At 59.4% G+C, this 17,230-nt stretch carries 11 protein-coding genes and 2 pseudogenes; 6 read left to right on the forward strand and 7 right to left on the reverse strand.

Annotated elements, in window-relative coordinates:
- The coding region (locus tag J7I85_RS18170; protein ID WP_214854475.1) for a DDE-type integrase/transposase/recombinase at positions 1–1,164 on the forward strand (1,164 nt) is incomplete at its 5' end.
- A 144-nt stretch (positions 1,165–1,308) separates the two neighbouring features.
- On the opposite strand, the gene J7I85_RS18175 is transcribed toward J7I85_RS18170, so the two are convergent.
- The 5 genes from J7I85_RS18175 to J7I85_RS18195 all read right to left on the reverse strand — a co-directional run bounded on the left by J7I85_RS18175 (position 1,309) and on the right by J7I85_RS18195 (position 7,840).
- Positions 1,309–1,911: an alpha/beta hydrolase fold domain-containing protein gene (locus J7I85_RS18175; RefSeq protein WP_214854478.1), complete on the reverse strand. Its 603-nt coding sequence runs from the start codon at positions 1,909–1,911 to the stop codon at positions 1,309–1,311.
- On the reverse strand, positions 1,901–2,050 hold the full coding sequence (locus J7I85_RS18180; RefSeq protein ID WP_214854481.1) for an alpha/beta hydrolase fold domain-containing protein: 150 nt from the start codon (positions 2,048–2,050) through the stop codon (positions 1,901–1,903). The genes J7I85_RS18175 and J7I85_RS18180 overlap by 11 nt, the downstream gene beginning before the upstream one ends.
- Before the next feature lie 374 nt (positions 2,051–2,424).
- Positions 2,425–4,713 carry a molybdopterin-dependent oxidoreductase gene (locus J7I85_RS18185; RefSeq protein WP_214854484.1) on the reverse strand — a complete coding sequence of 763 codons (2,289 nt, stop codon included), beginning with the start codon at positions 4,711–4,713 and terminating at the stop codon, positions 2,425–2,427.
- Positions 4,714–5,234: 521 nt separating this feature from the next.
- The gene (locus J7I85_RS18190) at positions 5,235–6,371 is read right to left on the reverse strand and encodes an alcohol dehydrogenase family protein (protein WP_214854487.1); all 1,137 of its coding nucleotides are present in this window, start codon (positions 6,369–6,371) and stop codon (positions 5,235–5,237) included.
- A 20-nt stretch (positions 6,372–6,391) separates the two neighbouring features.
- Positions 6,392–7,840: an aldehyde dehydrogenase family protein gene (locus J7I85_RS18195; protein ID WP_214854490.1), complete on the reverse strand. Its 1,449-nt coding sequence runs from the start codon at positions 7,838–7,840 to the stop codon at positions 6,392–6,394.
- Between the two features lie 358 nt (positions 7,841–8,198).
- Between J7I85_RS18195 and J7I85_RS18200 the strand changes: the two genes are divergently transcribed.
- From J7I85_RS18200 to J7I85_RS18215, 4 genes are all read left to right on the forward strand, one after another.
- Entirely contained in the window at positions 8,199–9,881 is a 1,683-nt protein-coding gene (locus J7I85_RS18200) for a choline dehydrogenase (RefSeq protein ID WP_214854493.1), read from the forward strand.
- Positions 9,882–10,387: 506 nt separating this feature from the next.
- A complete protein-coding gene (locus J7I85_RS25985; RefSeq protein ID WP_214854496.1) occupies positions 10,388–10,969 on the forward strand; it encodes a helix-turn-helix domain-containing protein in 582 nt (193 codons plus the stop codon).
- Between the two features lie 221 nt (positions 10,970–11,190).
- Positions 11,191–12,585, forward strand: a complete 1,395-nt coding sequence (locus tag J7I85_RS18210) for an MFS transporter (RefSeq protein ID WP_214854499.1) — start codon at positions 11,191–11,193, stop codon at positions 12,583–12,585.
- Positions 12,586–13,170: 585 nt separating this feature from the next.
- Positions 13,171–13,467, forward strand: coding sequence for a hypothetical protein (locus J7I85_RS18215; protein ID WP_214854503.1), 297 nt, complete (start codon positions 13,171–13,173; stop codon positions 13,465–13,467).
- A 420-nt stretch (positions 13,468–13,887) separates the two neighbouring features.
- On the opposite strand, the pseudogene istB reads toward J7I85_RS18215, so the two are convergent.
- A pseudogene (gene istB, locus J7I85_RS18220) lies at positions 13,888–14,487 on the reverse strand (IS21-like element helper ATPase IstB); the annotation flags it as partial.
- A 278-nt stretch (positions 14,488–14,765) separates the two neighbouring features.
- Positions 14,766–15,286 (reverse strand): annotated as a pseudogene (locus J7I85_RS25990) (citrate/2-methylcitrate synthase); the annotation flags it as partial.
- Positions 15,287–15,546: 260 nt separating this feature from the next.
- Here J7I85_RS25990 and J7I85_RS18235 point away from each other — a divergent pair.
- Positions 15,547–17,208, forward strand: coding sequence for an ABC transporter substrate-binding protein (locus J7I85_RS18235; RefSeq protein ID WP_214854505.1), 1,662 nt, complete (start codon positions 15,547–15,549; stop codon positions 17,206–17,208).
- Positions 17,209–17,230 lie beyond the last annotated feature (22 nt).

Genomic DNA, 17,230 nt, shown 5'->3' on the forward strand with positions numbered 1-17,230 from the left:
GACGAGGTCGTTGAGCTGACTGGCTGGCACCGGGACTATGCCCGGGCGGTGCTGCGGCATGCCCTTGACCCGCCCAAACCCTGGCGGGTCAGGCCCGGCCGGGTACCGGTGTATGGTGCGGATCTGCAGCCGGCCCTGGTGTTTTGCTGGGCGGTGCTGCGGGCACCTGCCGGAAAACTCCTGGCAGCGGTGATGCCCGAACTCGTTCCGATGCCTCGCGAGGAAAAGGCCCTGGACATCACCGACGCGCAGGCGGAGCTGCTGCGGCGGATGAGTGCGGCTACAATCGACAGGCGCCTGGCCGGTGAACGGGCCAAGCTGCTGCCGCGCGGACGGTCCCACACCAAGCCGGGATCGTTGTTGAAATCGCAGATTCCGATCCGCACCTGGGCGCAGTGGGATGACGCCGTACCCGGGTTCGTGGAGATCGATCTGGTCGGCCATGAGGGGTCAAACAGTTCCGGGCAGTACTGTTTCACGCTCACCGTCACGGACATCGCCACCGGATGGACGGTGAACAGGTCCGTGCCGAACAGGGCGCAGAAGCACGTCTTCGCGGCCCTGCAGCACGTCCTGTCGGTCTTTCCGTTTCCCGTGGTCGGGATTGATTCGGACAACGGGGGTGAGTTCATCAACAACGAGCTTTTCGACTTCTGCCAAGAACACCAGATCACGTTCACCCGCTCCCGCCCCTATAACAAGAACGACGGCGCCCACGTCGAGCAGAAAAACTGGTCCAGGGTCCGCGAGCTGGTCGGCTACCTGCGCTACGACACCGCCGCGGAACTGGAACTGCTGAACCAGATCTGGGAGCTGGACCGGACCTTCACCAATTACCTGCTTCCGCAGCAGAAGCTCGTAGCCAAGACCCGCCACGGCGCCAAGGTGACAAAGATCCATGATGCTCCGGCCACCCCGCACCGGCGCACCGCCGGCGACCCTCGTGCTGACCGAAAGACAGCAATCCTCATGAACACCGAATACCGGAACGTCAGGCCAGCGGCGCTGTCCCGGCAGATCCTGTCCCTCACCGGCCGGCTCGAAACCCTGGCCACCGCCAAGCAAGCGGCACCCATCAAACCGCCGGTCAACGAGGACTGGAACCGACGCCCCAACCGGAGGTTTTCCAATGACGCAACGTATGCCCCTTCGCGGAGGTATTGACATGAGGCAACAGGGAGTGTTAGGGAGAGCGTTGGGCAGTGTATTCGGAACCGGGTACGTAAACGCACCGTTAGCCCGATGCCCTCTGCGTGTTCGAGTTGGAAGCGAGCACGTTGGGCGGATTAAGGAGGGGGCACGAGCCGCTCAGATGGCCTGAACTTTCCCGTCCAGCAACGGTTTTGTGTCTTCTTCAATTCTCGTCATTCGCCTGTCGTACCACCCTCTCCGGACGGCTGCCGATTCCTTGGAGACGTGGGCATCGGGCACCATCAGATCGGAACCATGAATTGTGCCCGCCCATTGGTGCAGGTCTGCTGTGCCTCCGGAACGCCAGATTGCCTGAGCCAAAGCCGTTGTGTCGTCTCGGAAGGCATCACTGGCGCCGCACATGAGAAATACGGGCGGGAAGCCGGAGAAGTCTTCGTCGACCAGTCGGCCAACAGCAAGGTGGGGATAGTCCGCAAGTATTGAGGGCGAGGCCTTTCCCAGGACGGCGTTCCACATCATGCGGTACATGCTGGCGACGTCTGCAGCACTGCTGTCCAATTGTTGATAGGAGAGCGAGCGCATCCGATCGTCAATCATGGCGCCGTCGATGACCAAGCCGGCATAGTCCAAGCCGGCGGCCCGCGCTTCAAATGCCACTGCGGCGGCCATACCTGCACCGCCGCTGAGTCCATGAAGGAACAGGGCGTTCCGTGGATAGTTGAGCTCGTTTGCATGGGTTGCGACCCATTTAAAAGGCATCGAGAGAATCCAGCATTCCCGCGGGGGCGGGGTGTTCGGGTGCCAGGCCGTATTCCACTGCAACGACGAGCAGGGACTCATCTTCAGCGATGTCCAAAACTTGGGGAAGATCCAGTGAGAGAGCCGCCCCGGAAACCATCCCGCCGCTATGCAACCAAACGATGGCACCACGTGCCGGTTGGTGTGCCGGATCTATGAGATGCATGGTCAGGAGCGTCCCTGCTGGCCCTGCATGACCCTCGTGCGAGCGGTGAACGTCCCATTACGAGTAATCTGATCCTCCCCTAGAACGCATTCCCTCTGGTGAATCATCGCTTCGAGCGCCGCCCGTTGGTCTTCATAGGCAGGGATGCTGGCCATGAACCGCGCAATTTCTGGATCATAGGGAGGGAGGGGACCGACGGCAGAGGGCTGAACTGACATTGACTAATCCGTTTCTTCGGGCGAATGCGGTACGAGTAATAGGGTGCAGGAATGAACCGCGCGGAGAGCCAAATGCAATGAGCCAGTATCCTACTGGTCCGGCACCAAAACGGGCGGTGTGAGCACATCCAGCTCAGGAATATCGCCTGACCATGCTTCAACCTCAACGAGCGCGTGCTGCGCAGTAGTGGCCTGCGAAAGAATTGAGGACGGCCTGTCGGATGTCAGCACATTGGGATTACCGTGGCGGCAGAACGATGGATCATCGGGTGCAGGGTCGTACCAGGCCCCTGCTGAAAGCTGGACAACTCCCGGACGTATGGCAGCGGAAACCACCAGGCCGGCCAGGCACCTTCCCCGGTCGTTTCGAACCAGGACAACCTGTCCGTCCGAAAGTCCCCGGGCGGCGGCATCTTCAGGATTCATTCGAAGGGGCTCGCGTCCCTGTATTTTGGACTTTTGACTTGTGGCCCCTATGTCCAGCTGGCTGTGTAGCTTGGTCTTAGGTTGATTCGCTATCAGGTGCAGCGGGTAATCGCCAGCCGACCCAAGCCACTCGTCGGGCTCAATCCAAACGGGATGGCCGGGACAATCAGGGTAGCCAAAACTTTCGATCGTCGAGGAGAAAATCTCAATCTTGCCGCTAGGGGTGGCCAGTGGATTCTCAATTGGATCGCGCCGGAATTCGGAAAAAAGTACCTGATCCGGCTTTATTACGGGGATCTCGATTTTCTCGCTCGCCCAAAATGTGTCGAAATCCACGACGACCGTTCCCTTGTCAGCGAGCCTCTTCTGCCACCCGTCGTATAGATGGCGAAGCCAGCCCATCGTGTCCCGGTTTTCGGTGAAAACATCACCCCGTCCCATCTTTTCCGCTACAGCGGCGAAGATATCGAAATCGTCGCGTGCTTCTCCAGCGGGTGACGTTAGAGCGTGCATGGGAAAGAACGTAGGGTCGTTACGGCCGGCCCCATAGTCGTTTCGCTCAAACGTCATGGTTGCAGGCAGAACTATATCGGCGTGCCGCGCGGTACTCGTCCAGAACTGCTCATTGACGATAACGGTTGCGGGTTTTGACCATGCTTTACGGAATTTGGCAAGGTCTTGGTGATGATGGAAGGGGTTGCCCCCGGCCCAATAGATCAGCTCGATTTTTGGCAGAATCAAACGATTGCCATTGAAGTCGATCTGGCTACCCGGTTCAAGCAGCATGTCCGAGATTCGAGCTACCGGGATATAGGACGGTTCTTGGTTTCGCCCTTGGGGAAAGGAGGGCGCGCTCGAGACTCGCAAGGGCAACCCGACGTCTGCTGAGGAGCCATATCCATGCTGGAAACCACCACCCGGCAGCCCGATCTGGCCGAGCATGGCTGCCAGCGTCACACCGAGCCAAACAGGTTGCTCGCCATGCTGCTGCCGCTGCATTGACCAACTGATGTTGATCATCGTCCGGGAGGCTGCCATCTCGCGCGCAAGCCGGACGATTCGCTCGGCAGGTATCGACGTCAACTTTTCTGCCCACTGGGGGTTCTTGGGCGCTCCGTCAACTTCACCGCGGACGTAGGACAAGAATTTATCCGCCCCAACGCAATAGCGGTCCAGGAATTGCGAGTCAGCGAGGTTTTCAGCATCCAGAACGAAGGCCAATGCCAGCATCAAAGCGGCATCACTGCCGGGAACGGGGGCGATCCATTCGGCCTGGGCCTCCCCATAAGTATCATCTGCGATTGGTGATACATCGATGAAGCGGCAGCCGCGCGCAACCGCGTCCTTAATTGCGTTGCGAGCGACGTGGCGGCCAATTCCACCAGGGCCTATTCCACTGTTCTTTTCTGACAATCCGCCAAACGCAACGAACAGTTGCGTGTTCTGGCTGACCACGTCCCAGGATGTTGCCTTCGCCATGATTTCAACCGGGGGAGCGATCACGTGCGGAAGCAGTACGCCGGAGGCCCCGTAACTGTAGTCGGTCACACCTGCAACATATCCGCCGAGGGAGTTCAGGAATCTGTGGATTTGGCTTTGGGTATGATGGAAGCGGCCGGCGCTGGCCCATCCATAGGAGCAGCCGTATACAGCCGTGGGGCCGTATTCCGCGTAGACACGACTGAGTTCCGCACTGACCAGCTCTATGGCCCGTTCCCAAGACACCTCAACGAAGGGTTCAGAACCACGTCCTGATCCACTCCCTGGTCCGTGCTCCAGCCATCCCGAACGAACGGCCGGGCGCAGCACGCGAGTTGGATGATGTTGCGCTGAGGCCACATTATTGAGAATGTCTCTGGGGTCCGGATCTCCAGACCATGGTTTGACGGACCGCAGCGACGTTCCGTCGCTCTCAGCTTCGAAGGCTCCCCAGTGTGTCAAATGCGTGCCCATGCTTTGGGTCCCCTTGCGTCATGTCGTGTACGTCGATCTGGATCCCGTTCACGTCGTTAGACGTACCAGTCCACTTTGAGAACAGACTAGATGCAGAAACGGAGTGGTGAACATTGGACTAGAGCCGACAGTCCGTTCGTATGCTCGGGGAAACTCCAAACCTGCTCTGATTGGAAGTTCCGATGCACTCGCTGCCGGACTCATGGCCCTTATCGTCGGTGTGTTCGTCTTAGGCGTTGTGACGGCGAGCGTCCATCGCCGTAAGAACGCTGATTTTTACAGCCGTATAGGCCGGCAGTAATCGTCATGTTCCGCAGGTGAATGACGACGGCGACGCGCACCTCGGAAGCGAGCTCGCCGTCGTCGTTTACTCAGTGCTGTTAGAGGCCAGATGGGGTGACTGGCCCGGAACCGATGGCCGTCCCCGATGCCCGGCAAGAAAAGCGAAAACGCTGGCCGGGACCATCAAGTCCCGGGTCAGCGCCTTCAAATGTTTCAGTTCTGGGTACTTGAACCGGAAGTCATGGAACCGTAGGTATGACGACAATCTTGCCAATATGGGTTCTCTTCAGCATCGTCTCCTGAGCCTTACTGAGCTCAGAGAGCGGAAAGACCTCTTCTACGAGAGGCTTGATCTTTCCCTCCTCGATGAGACGAACGAGACGCGCGAACGTCTCGGGCGTTGGGTTAGTGATCCCGTGCAACTCCAGATCCTTATAGATGAGCTCTCGAAGGTCGATACGGCTCACCGGTCCGCCGATGGCTCCCGCTGTCGCGTATCGACCCCCGCGCCGAAGCATGAGGAGCAAGCTCTCGAACATGCTGCCCCCGACAACATCGATAACGACGTCGGCACCACGTTCACCGATGACATCTGCTACAGCAGCTGCGAGGTCCGGTGCGTCTCGAGGGACAAATCCGTCGACACCGAGTTCCCGCAGTCGAGCCTCTTTGCCAGCACTCGCAATCGCGATAACACGGGCCCCACGTGCCTGCGCCAGTTGGATTGTAGCAGTGCCCACCCCGCCGGCTGCGCCGGTGACGACGACTGTCTCGCCATCGCTCAGTTCGGTCCGAGCCAGCATCTCCTCGGCAGTGTCGTAGGAGCAGGGGAAAGTGGCGAGTTCAGCGTCACTGAGGTCGGTGCTCACCCCATGCGCATTCACAGACGGCACATGCACATACTCCGCGAATCCTCCGTCCCGGTCACCACCCAGGTACTCAACAATCTGTGCACGGCGAGGAAGCTTCGGATCCCGAACAGACGGGTCCACGACGATTCGGGTACCAATCCGGCTCTCATCCACTCCTTCCCCGACTGCCACGATCGTTCCAGCCACCGAAGCCCCCTGAACCCGGGGAAACGACATCTTCGTGCTATTCCAGGTGGCACCGGCATCGTCGTCTCGCCCCGACCGACCAAGCTCCTCCGAGACAGACTCCTCTACCACCCGGTCGTACCATCCAGTGCGCGTGTTGATTTCGGTATTGTTGAGCGCGCACGCACCAACCTTGACCAGCACTTCTCCCGGCCCCGCCACAGGGGTTGGCACATCGGTCCGATACACCAGCTGGTCGAGACCGCCGTGGCCGAGCAGCTGAACCGCAGCCATCATTGTGGGAATGTTCGTAATCGTGGTCACTGATCTCTCTGTCATCTCTTAGTCCTCCCTGCTTCTTAAAGGTCGAGCCCTGGCTTGACCATGACGTGCTTGAGCTGGGAGTACTCGTCTAGGCCGTGCAGCGATAGCTCGCGGCCGTAGCCCGACTCGCCGTATCCGCCGAATGGCATTTCCGACACATTGGGCGTGTGCTGGTTGACCCAAACTGTGCCGAAGCGCAGTTCTTTCGTGAAGCGCAGCGTGCGCGCAAGATTGGTCGTCCACACGCTGGCCGACAGGCCGTAATTGACGTCGTTGGCGAGCTGCAGCATTTCGTCATCGCTTTTCGCCGACTGGATACTAACTACCGGGCCGAACACTTCGCTCTGAACGATCTCATCCGTCTGCTTTACGTCGGTGATCACAGTCGGCTCGATGAACCAGCCTGGACGATCTGCCTGTCGCCCGCCCGTCTTGATCGTGTTGCCGGCTTCCCTGGCGCGTTCGATGAACCCGAGGACTGACTTCAGTTGTTTTTCTGATATCACCGGCCCCAGAGTCGTGGCAGGATCGGATGGGTCGCCGAGGACAAGCTCGCTGACTTCCTTGCAGTACGCTTCGACGAATTCCTCGTAGACGGACTCTTCAACGATGATGCGGCAAGCAGCCGTGCAGTCCTGGCCAGCGCCCGAATACCCGAAAGTCACGAGGTCCTTGGCCGTCTTGCGAATTGGACTATCCGCGAACACCAGCACCGGTGCCTTGCCGCCGAGCTCGAGGCCCACCTTCTTGACGGTCTCTGCGGCCGTTGCTGCCACAAACTTGCCGGTCGAGGTTGCGCCGGTGAACGCGATCTTTCGAATTGCTGGGTGCTTGGCCATTGCGGTGCCCGCCGATCCACTACCGAGGATGAGGTTGATCACGCCTTCAGGAAGGAATCGGTTGGCGATCTCGACCAGCTTGAGGGTACTGAGCGGGGTCACCGTTGCCGGCTTGAGCAGCATAGTGTTGCCGGCCGCGAGAGCCGGCGCGATCTTCCAGGCTCCCATCAGTAGAGGGTAGTTCCAAGGTGTGATGAGTCCAACGACACCGAGCGGCTCCCGCCGAACCCATGAAGTGCTTTCGTTGTCGTACTCGTCGACGGCGGGCGCCGTCGAGATGCGAGCAGCACCCGCGAAGAATCGAAGAACATCCACGACAGTCGGCACCACGAAGTCGCGCACATCTCCGATCGGAAGGCCTACATTCAGGCTCTCGATCCGTGCGAACTCATCGGTCTCCTGCTCGACCGCGTCCGCGATTTTGAGCAGCGCGGCCGCGCGCTCAGCTGGGGAGGTGTTTCCCCAAGTCTTGAACGCCTCGGAGGCCCGCTGCGCGGCAGCATCGACGTCGGAGTCAGACGCTATGGGGAATCTGGCGATTACTTCGCCGGTCGCCGGGTTGAATACCTTCGAAGCGTCTTCACCGTTCGTATCAGCGAGGTACGTTTCCGCAAAGGCCATAAAGTCCATGCTTTCCAGGGTCATTGTCGAGTTGCTCCTCAGTGGTCGTGGTCGTGGTCGTCGTCCAGGTATGGTCACTGTCAAGCTCAATCATGGCTTTCCGCGATGGGCGCCGCCTCGTAGATTTTCTGAAACGAACGCAGAAAAGTGAGCCCTGGCACAACTGACCACGACGTATCGGCACCTGGATCGGCTTCCTGGGTCGCTCCGTCTGGGAACACGGAGACCCCGTGATCTGTCATCGCTCACAAGACGCCGTCCGGTACTTCGTAATCTTCCCTAGCCCCTCGCTCCGGCACTTGGGGAAGGATGTGAGTAAGACCACGGCTTTCGGTCGGATCGACGCCGATCGACAATGCCATCTACCAAGTGAGGACAAACAATGAAGCTTGACGCTTATGACTACATCATTGTTGGGGGAGGTTCCGCAGGTTGCGTCCTCGCGAACCGTTTGAGCGAAGATCCACAAAACCGAGTATTGGTCCTTGAAGCCGGTCACAGATACTCGTCACTTGATGTCCCCGTGCGAGTGCCGGCAGCATTCCTCTTCCTAATGGGCCACCCCTTGTATGACTGGCGTACCAAGTCGGAGCCGGAGACAGGGCTCAAGGGTCGTCGCATTGACCACTACCACGGCAGGGTCATGGGTGGAAGCAGCTCGATCAACGGGATGTTTTATCAGCGCGCCAATCCGCTCGTCTACGAGCGTTGGGCCCAAGAAACCGGAACCGAGGAATGGGACTACGCTCACGTTCTTCCGTATTTTAAGCGGATTGAGACGTTCAAAGGCTCGGATCCAACCGGTACGTACCGAGGTCGATCGGGACCTATTCCAGTTAATCAGCATCATCACAACGGCTCCCGAAACCCGTTGTTCGATGCGCTCTTTGAAGCGGCCGAGCAATCCGGCTACGAACTCGTCGACAACGTGAACGGCTACCGGCAGGAGGGCTTCTCCTCTTTCGATTCAAACATCGAGAACGGTGAACGCTACAACGCTGCGCGCACTTATTTTGCCCCGGTGAAGAAGCGGAAGAACCTCGATGTCATCACAGGCGCTCGAGCAACACGGGTGGTGTTCGAGGGGACACGCGCAGTCGGCGTCGAGTTTGCCACCCGGTTTCGGAAGCGGACCATCGCGAGAGGCGCTGAAGTCATTCTGAGCGGCGGCGCGTACAACTCGCCACAGCTGCTGCAGCTTTCGGGCGTCGGTAACGCCGCCGAGCTAAGGGAGCACGGCATCGACGTCGTCGCCGACCTGCCTGGCGTCGGCGAGAACCTGCAGGATCACCTTGAAGCGTTCATCATGTTCGAGTGCAAACAGCCCGTCTCCAACCAGAGCGTCGTCAAAAGGCACACCTATCCAATGACAGGTCTCAAGTGGTTGCTCAATAGGACCGGGCCGGGCGCGTCGAATCACTTCGAGGGCGGCGGGTTCGTCCGCTCGTTCGATGACGCCCCGATGCCGAACCTGATGCTCACCATGCTCACGCTTGGGGTGCGGAACGACGGCACCCCCGCAGAGACGCCTCACGCGTATCAGATTAACCTCGGGCCGCAGCAGCCACAGTCGAAGGGGCACATCAAGTTGCGGAACAGCGATCCGTTCGAACAACCCGTTGCGACGTTCAATTATCTGTCCACCGAACGTGATCGCCAAGAATGGATTGACGGTGTTCGCACTACACGAGCCCTCATGAATCAGCCCGCCTTCGCAGCATTCAACGGCGGCGAGCTCTCGCCCGGCCCCGAAGTCCAAACGGACAAGGAGATCCTCGATTGGGTATCCCAGGATGCCGAGACCACCTACCATCCGTGCGGGACCTGCAAGATGGGGAACGATGACCAGTCCGTCGTTGATCCCCACAGCTTCCGAGTACACGGCGTTGAAGGTCTTCGAGTTGTCGATGCGTCGGTGATGCCATCTATCCCGAATGCCAACCTCTATGCGCCGGTCATGATGATCGCCGAGAAAGCGGCCGACGTCATCCTCAACAAAGATCCGCTCCCCGCGGAGCACGTCGATTTCTACCGGCATACTGCGGCGGAGGATATGAGCCTCTAGCACGAGCATTCGGCCGGCTCGCGGGCTTGGGGGCGTCCGCAGCAGTCTGCCTCTTCTCCAAGGCACTACGACGGCGGGTGCGGCTTCTTGAGTTCTAACGGTCGTTGCGACACCTATAGATTTTGGGAGTTGCAACGACCGTGCCGCATTTAAGCGAAGTTTCGTCAAAGCCTCGGAAGTATTTGAGGTCGACTGTTCAGCAGAAGGAAGAGTTCTTCCGGGTTTTTGATCGACTGGGGAACGCGTCCGATGCCGCGGCAGAGCTCGGGCTGAACCGGAACATCTGCTACCAGTGGATTAGGAAAGCCGGCCTGGCCCGGAAGCGTTCGGAACGACCCACCCGGGAGGACTTCTTCCGGCTTCGCCAGTCCGGCGTTTCGCGCCGGGATGCTGCCAGGACATTGGGTATCCACCGTAAGACTGCCGATGAATGGGACACGGGCATCCGCAGGACTCAGAACGGCAGAATTTACCCTAGCGGCCGGGCGGTGGACTACAACAATGGAGTGACCACCACAATCCCAGCCACCGGAATCGGCATAGTTCCGCTGCCTGCGTTGGAGCAGGCTATTGATGAACGCTACCTCTCGATCAAGGAACGCGAGACGATCCGTGACCTGCTCACGGCCGGGAAATCGCAGCGGAAGATCGCCGAGGCCCTGGGCCGCTCCGTCTCTACGGTCAGCCGCGAGATCGCCCGTAACAGCACCCCTGAAGGCAGATACCATCCGTACGCGGCGCATCTGAACTCGTGCAGGATCTTGCCGGTTCCGAGATCACCGACCGACTTTGATGTGGTGCTCTTCCAGTCCGAGACTCTCGTATGCTTCCCGGCGATAAACATCACAGAAACATCATGCAACTTTATCAAGTTGCTTGTGTATAATTTCATGAATGAGCGACGTTATGACGTGTTCCTCTATGGAGAACCTGTATCCGCTACTTCAAACTCTGCATCCAGAGCGGACGATGCCTGTGGGCACGAATGGAACGTTGGACCGTCCCGCCGATATTCGCCGGACAACTACCTTCAACTTGACGCGGATAGTGCACGCAAGCTCAAACGGAATCCCGCGTGCCGTCCGTGAACTTAGGGGAAGCGAGCTCGTCTCGGGGATTGGAGACAGTGCGGCCCATCGGCCGAACCCGATCGGAAACACCGAGCCCGCACGCCACCGGCTATACAAGCAGTGGGTGGGAGGGCGCGAAACGGTGACTGACCTCGGTGTAGAAATATCGACGCTCCAAGAACGGACGACTATTGAAGTAGCAGTACCTGCCCCAAGGAAACTGGCATCGGATTCGTTCGATGACTGACTCGGCTGCGTCCTCCCGCCTGGTTCCGGCGCTGATTTATGCAGCGCTGTCGACTTCGATCGTGAGTTCGCTCGGCATGTTGCTCGTGCCTGCTATCTCTCGTGAAATGGACGTTTCCGTCAGTACCGCGCAGTGGATGCTCACTGTTAACCTCTTGTTTGGCGCGATTTCTACACCAATAATGGGACGTCTAAGCGATGGCCCTCACAAGAAGCTGCTTCTCTTGCTATCTCTGGCCGTTATTCTCGTTGGTTCCGTAGTGGCGGCCTTGGCACCAAACTTTACGGTATTCCTCATTGGCCGGGCCCTTCAGGGCTTGAGCTATGGAATCGTACCGGTCACAATTGCCCTTGCCCGGCGCTACGTTGCCGCTGACAAAGTGCAGCCTTCTATCTCAAGTTTGTCCGTAACGGTGGCTACCGGGCTGGGCATTGGGTACCCTCTCACGGGCGTGATCGCGGGCCTGACGGATTTTCGTATCGCTTTCTGGTTTGCCGTGCTTTTTGTAGTCTCCGCGATCGTTGTGGTCTTCGTTGCGGTGCCGGCAGGACCCGATGAGCAAGCCGCACGATTACCGTTCGACTACTACGGAGCCACGCTGCTTGGCTTGGGTCTAGGTGGACTGCTTATCAGTGTGAGCGAAGCTCCAACGTGGGGGTGGGCTTCTCCTTGGACTATGGGCAGCTTTGCTTTATCCGCTCTCTTCCTGGTCCTTTGGGTCAGGACGGGGCTACTGCTGCGGGACCCCCTGATCAACCTAAGAGTATTCCGACACGGTGAGGTCTTGCTCGCTAATGCCACCGGAACCGGATTGGGCGCCGCAATGTACATCGGCCTCTCAATATCAAGTCTCGTCGCACAAGCTCCCCTCTCGACAGAGTATGGCATGGCCCTCCCGGTCTTCTGGGCTGGATTCGTGATGTTGCCGCTATCCGTGGGAAGCTTCGCGGCTAACCGTCTCGTCCGGTGGCTCTCACGCCGAATAAAGCTAACAACGCTGCTGCCGATTGGTGCCGGCATTATGACCGGGGCTGGAATGTTGCTCTGGTTTGCTCACGACGAACTCTGGGAGATTCTCCTGGGGATGGTCACTTTCGGTGTCGGCATGGGGGCCAGCTACGCTGCAATGCCTGCCCTTATTGCGAGAAGCGTGGCAAGAGCGGAATTGGGAAGCTCCGTGAGCTTCAACCAGGTCCTACGGTCTGTAGGCGCATCCTTCGGCACCGCCGTTTCCGGCGCTGTGCTTGCAGCAAATATGGCACCGGATCTCCACGCAACCGGGGTCGGTATCCGAACGACCTTTGCCATCGGGGCGCTCATCTGTATGGCGGTATTCGTGGCGTTACTTGTCCACGCATTCGCCAGTCGTCGTCGCGTTACCGGCTAGGACCGTCGGTCATTTCCTGGCTGACCTGTTTAGGCTGGGCTGGGTAGTCTGCTCTGGTCATACTCGCAGCGGAACGTCAGTAACAACTTCGGCTTGGCGGTACTTCGATGCCGGTCCAAGACACCCTCCTACAGCAGCGAGAAGCACGATTCCATAGACACGCTATGTTCTTGGGAGGGCCTGCTCCGGCTGATGACTTACGTGCCCTTTCGTGCAAGAACCTTGGTGAATGACCAGCTCATTGCAGATGAGCTGGTTGGGGGCCCGACGCCGAGGGGTCGGAGGGTCTACTGATGCCGCATGAACGCGACGGAGGACTGGAGAAGAGCCGAGGCTGGGCCTATTCGCTTGGTTGGGTTCCAATGCCCGCGGTGAGGACGGGAGCCCATACTCGACCTATATGGGGAGGGAGAAGTTTTGGACCGGCAGGAGAGTACTCCGTCAGCGATCAGTGGCACAGTCGGGGCAGCGATGGTGAACATCCCGAAGACGCTCCCTCGGACTTCGACCGTTAGCGAAGTTCGTTCCCTATTCGCTGATGATCACGTGCACCTGGTCTTGGTTGTCGCGTCAGATCGACGGCTTTTGACCACCATCGAACGTTCTGACATTGCGGCGGAAGCACCCGACGAGGCGCCCGCAGTCCATCTGGGAAGGCTTGAGGGCCGGACGGCCTCGGAGTGGTGGCCCATCAAACGGACGACGGCGTGGCTCAAGTCCCAGGGACTGCGCCGGCTCGCCGTCGTCGACGCCGGTGGGTACCTAAAGGGCCTCGTCTGCCTCAAGCGCAGCGGGACAGGATACTGCTCAGACGCAGACGTGCTTGCCCGGCGGCGCGAACCCGCCGAAGAGCGGGGTGGAGAGCCTCCAAGCAGCACCTGAGCCTACCGTAGATTCTCCATTTTCCTCGCTGAGGTCCTCCACGTATATTCCTCTCAACTCTCCCTGAAGAAGTCAGAAATCATTCAGCAATTGAACGATAAACATCCCAGTATTTGCCGATGACTCTTCGGCAAGCGTCTGCGTAATAGAAGTTTGTTTGGAAAACAAGGACGACCGGTAGGTGCAACTCCCGAAGGAATCACTCTCCCTAGCCGGGATCTCAATAGCGACTACGACCCCCATCGTCGGGAGGAGCACTGAAACTCGCTCATGCGTATCTGCCGCGCGAAGCGCCCTGATGCTCCGAAATCGGACCTGACTATCGAATCTTTTGAAACCTGCCGCACTAGAGTGGGAATAGTAAGTTGATTTGGCCCCGGGTTCGCCGCTTGTTTTGGCCCCACCCTGTTGGTGTTCCGGTCAGTTTTGCCGGGACTTGTTGTTGATGGTCTGCTGGGTTGTTTTCAGCCGGTAGGAATCGGTGCCGGCGTTGATGATGTGGCCGCGGAAGGTCAGCCGGTCCACGACCGCCGCCGCGAGTCGCGGGTCGGTGAACGTCTGGCCCCACTCGCTGAACGGCGCATTGCTTGCGCAGGCGATGGATGCCCGTCCTTCCCTGGCCGTGATGATCTGGAACAGCAGCTCGGCGCCGTGGGTATCGAGCTTGACGTAGCCGACCTCATCGAGGCAAAGGAGATCCAGGCGCGCGTATTTGCCCACCAGCCTTGATAGCTCCTTGTTGTCGGCGGCCTCGACGAGTTCGTTGACCAGCGCTGCGGTGGTGATGTAGCGGACCCGCCGTCCCTGCTCGGCGGCGGCCATGCCCAGGCCGATGAGAAGGTGTGTTTTCCTGGTCCCGGAATTGCCGAGGAGTACCAGCGGTTCCCCGGCATCGATCCACGCGCCGGTGGCCAGTTGCGTCAGGGTCGCTGGCGGCAGGTCAGGGATCTGGGCCAGGTCCAGGTCTTCGAGGCGTTTGCTGCGCGGGAACTTCGCTTCCTTGATCCGCCGGGCCCGGGCGCGTCCCCCTCGCCGCCACGAAGGGCTATGCGCCCTCGGACTACTTTACTGTTGTCAACTGCAAGATACGTGATCCCCTTGCGGTCGGCCGACCTCTTCTCCCAATTTAGCTGGTGTCTCAGAAGTGCGCCCACGAGGAGTTTAACAGGTTGCGGGCCTTAATCCTTTTTGCTGACCTTAAGTTATTGGAGGATCAGTGGATCTGTTGGGTGGTAGTAAGCCGTGAGGCGCCGAGAGCCGTTGCGAATAGGTGAAGATCCGGATGATCATCCAGCGCCTCACGGCAGCTTAGGTGCCGATCTGTGGACCGGCGGTAAGAGGGAGCGCTCTTCAGGGCCGATGTAGGCGTTAAGGGGGCGGATCAGGGAGTTGGAAGCGGCTTGTTCGAGGATGTGAGCGGTCCAGCCGGTGATGCGGCTGGCCACGAAGATGGGCGTGAACGTCGGGGTGTCGAAGCCCATGAGGTGGTAGGTGGGGCCGGCCGGGTAGTCGAGGTTGGGCTTGATGGCCTTGGCTTCGTCGATGGCTTGCTGGAGTCCGTTGTACTTGCCCTCGGCCGTGGGATGTTCGGTGATGTCCGTCAGCCACAGCTCGTTGGGAGCAGCTGCGGTGAAGTCCCGTTCCACCAGGTCGTCGTGGACCGGCGGCCCGGGTCTGCGGTTCAGGCCGCGTTTCTTCGAGAACACCGACCAGATGCCGTGGTCCCGGCATAAGCGTTGGACCCTGTTCTGCCCGCTGCGATGCCCTTCTGAAGGAGTTCGTCGGCGATAAACCGGTACCCGAATGCCGGGTCGTCGGTGCGACTCAGCATCGTGGTGACACTTATGGCTCGACGCTCTGTTCGGAAACTTTCCAATGTTCATAGAGGGCGTCCCAGATGATTATGAGTCATGACCCACACCGTCAGGGATAGCGTCACCTTCCCGACGAAGGTCAGCCGAATTCTATGCATTCCCGGAAGATCGCCAAATCCCCGCGGAAGTGAACGTCGGAAAGATCCACATTGCACACCGGAGTGCCAAGAGTCTTGAACGTTACACAGCGCAAACCCTGAACTAAATGATGACCGTCAAGAGATGGTTGGACCGGATGGTTGAGCGTGAATGCGCGCGACCACGGATGACAGTAGGAGAAGGTTCCATGCAAGTTCTGAAGCAAGGTCGGACGATAGGAAAGGTACGCCGCGGTAGACGGCTCGCAGCGGGCTTGATCGCCGTGGCGCTTGGAGTGGCGGCCCTCACCGCGTGCGGCAGCGGCGGCTCCTCGTCAGGGTCGGCGTCCGACACACTCACCGTCGCACTCCCTATCGATTCGCCCACGAGCTTTGAGCTCACGCAGCAATGTTCGAGCCCGATGTTCCAGCTGGCCTACGAACCGCTAATTCGAATCACGAAGGACGGCGGCTACGAGCCCGGCATTGCTGCGTCATGGCAGTACTCGAGCGACAAAACGGTCTTCACGATGAAGATCCGCGGCGGGGTCAAGTTCGCCGACGGAACAGACGTCACGCGTGATTCGGTGCTGAACACGCTGAACTACTACAAGTCGGTGCCCGGGCTCAATGACGGCTACATCAAGCCGTGGAAAATCGCCGCGGTCGATAAGGACTCCATCGCGATCACGTCGCCCGCACCGTTCGCCGGTATGGAGTCGATCCTGTCGGACAGCGGTAACTGCAACAACGGCATGATCATCAGCGCTGCTGGGCTCGCCAACCCCGACAAGCTGAAGACCGCGACGTTCGGCGCGGGACCCTATGTCTACGACGCAGCGCAAAGCCAGAACGGCGACCACTACACGTACACGCCGAACCCGCTGTACTATGACAAATCGCGCCAGAACTACAAGAAAATCATTCTGCGTGTGATCGCAGACCAGAACACGGCGATGAACGCGCTGGCCTCCGGACAGATCCAAGTGAACATGACGGGTGGCGCCCAGCTGGCCGATCAGGCCAAGTCGAAGGGTTTCGACAGCACCGTAGGACGAGTGCAAGCAACCGCCATTATGCTGTGGGACAGGGCAGGCAAGCTCACCCCCGAACTCGGCGATGTGCGCGTGCGGCGGGCCATGGCACTGGCCTTGGATCGCGACTCGATCGCCAAGGCAGTTGGAACCGCGATCACCACACAGGACCAGTTCACCGGCGCCGGTTTCCCCGGCCACGACGACAACCTGCCCTCGAAGTACACCTACGACGTCAACCAGGCTAAGAAGCTGTTGGCCGACGCCGGTTACCCCGACGGTTTCTCGATGACTCTCGAAGTGAACAGCGACGACCCTGACGCGACCATCGCAGTGAACGCCGCAGCGGCGCAACTCGGCAAGATCGGCATCAAGCTCGACCTGAAGTCGCTCCCGAACTCGTCGTTCTTCACGGACTTCGCGGCCAAGAAGTTCTCCGCCGGCGCTGTTTCGTACGGGCTGTACGGCACGCTCCCGAACGAAGCGTACCGGCTGTACAAGCTGCCTTACTCTGCCGTATGGAATCCGTTCGCTTCGACCGATCCGGATCTCGATAAGGCGTACGACGCGCTGAACGCCTCCACAAAAGATACCTTCGAGGCGAACGCGAAGCAGTTCAACGACACGATGACGGCCAAGGCCTGGTACGTTCCGATCGTGGCGGTTCCCCAATTCATCTACTCCAAGGGCATCGACGTCGGAAAGCGCGATCCCATGGGTCAATTCGCCATCTCGGCCTGGGCTGCGAAGAAGTAGTTGGTCTGTCGCTGCGGCTCCC

Origin of the sequence: Arthrobacter sp. ISL-65 (assembly GCF_018613795.1) — a bacterium.
In the GTDB taxonomy this organism is placed as follows: Bacteria; Actinomycetota; Actinomycetes; order Actinomycetales; family Micrococcaceae; genus Arthrobacter.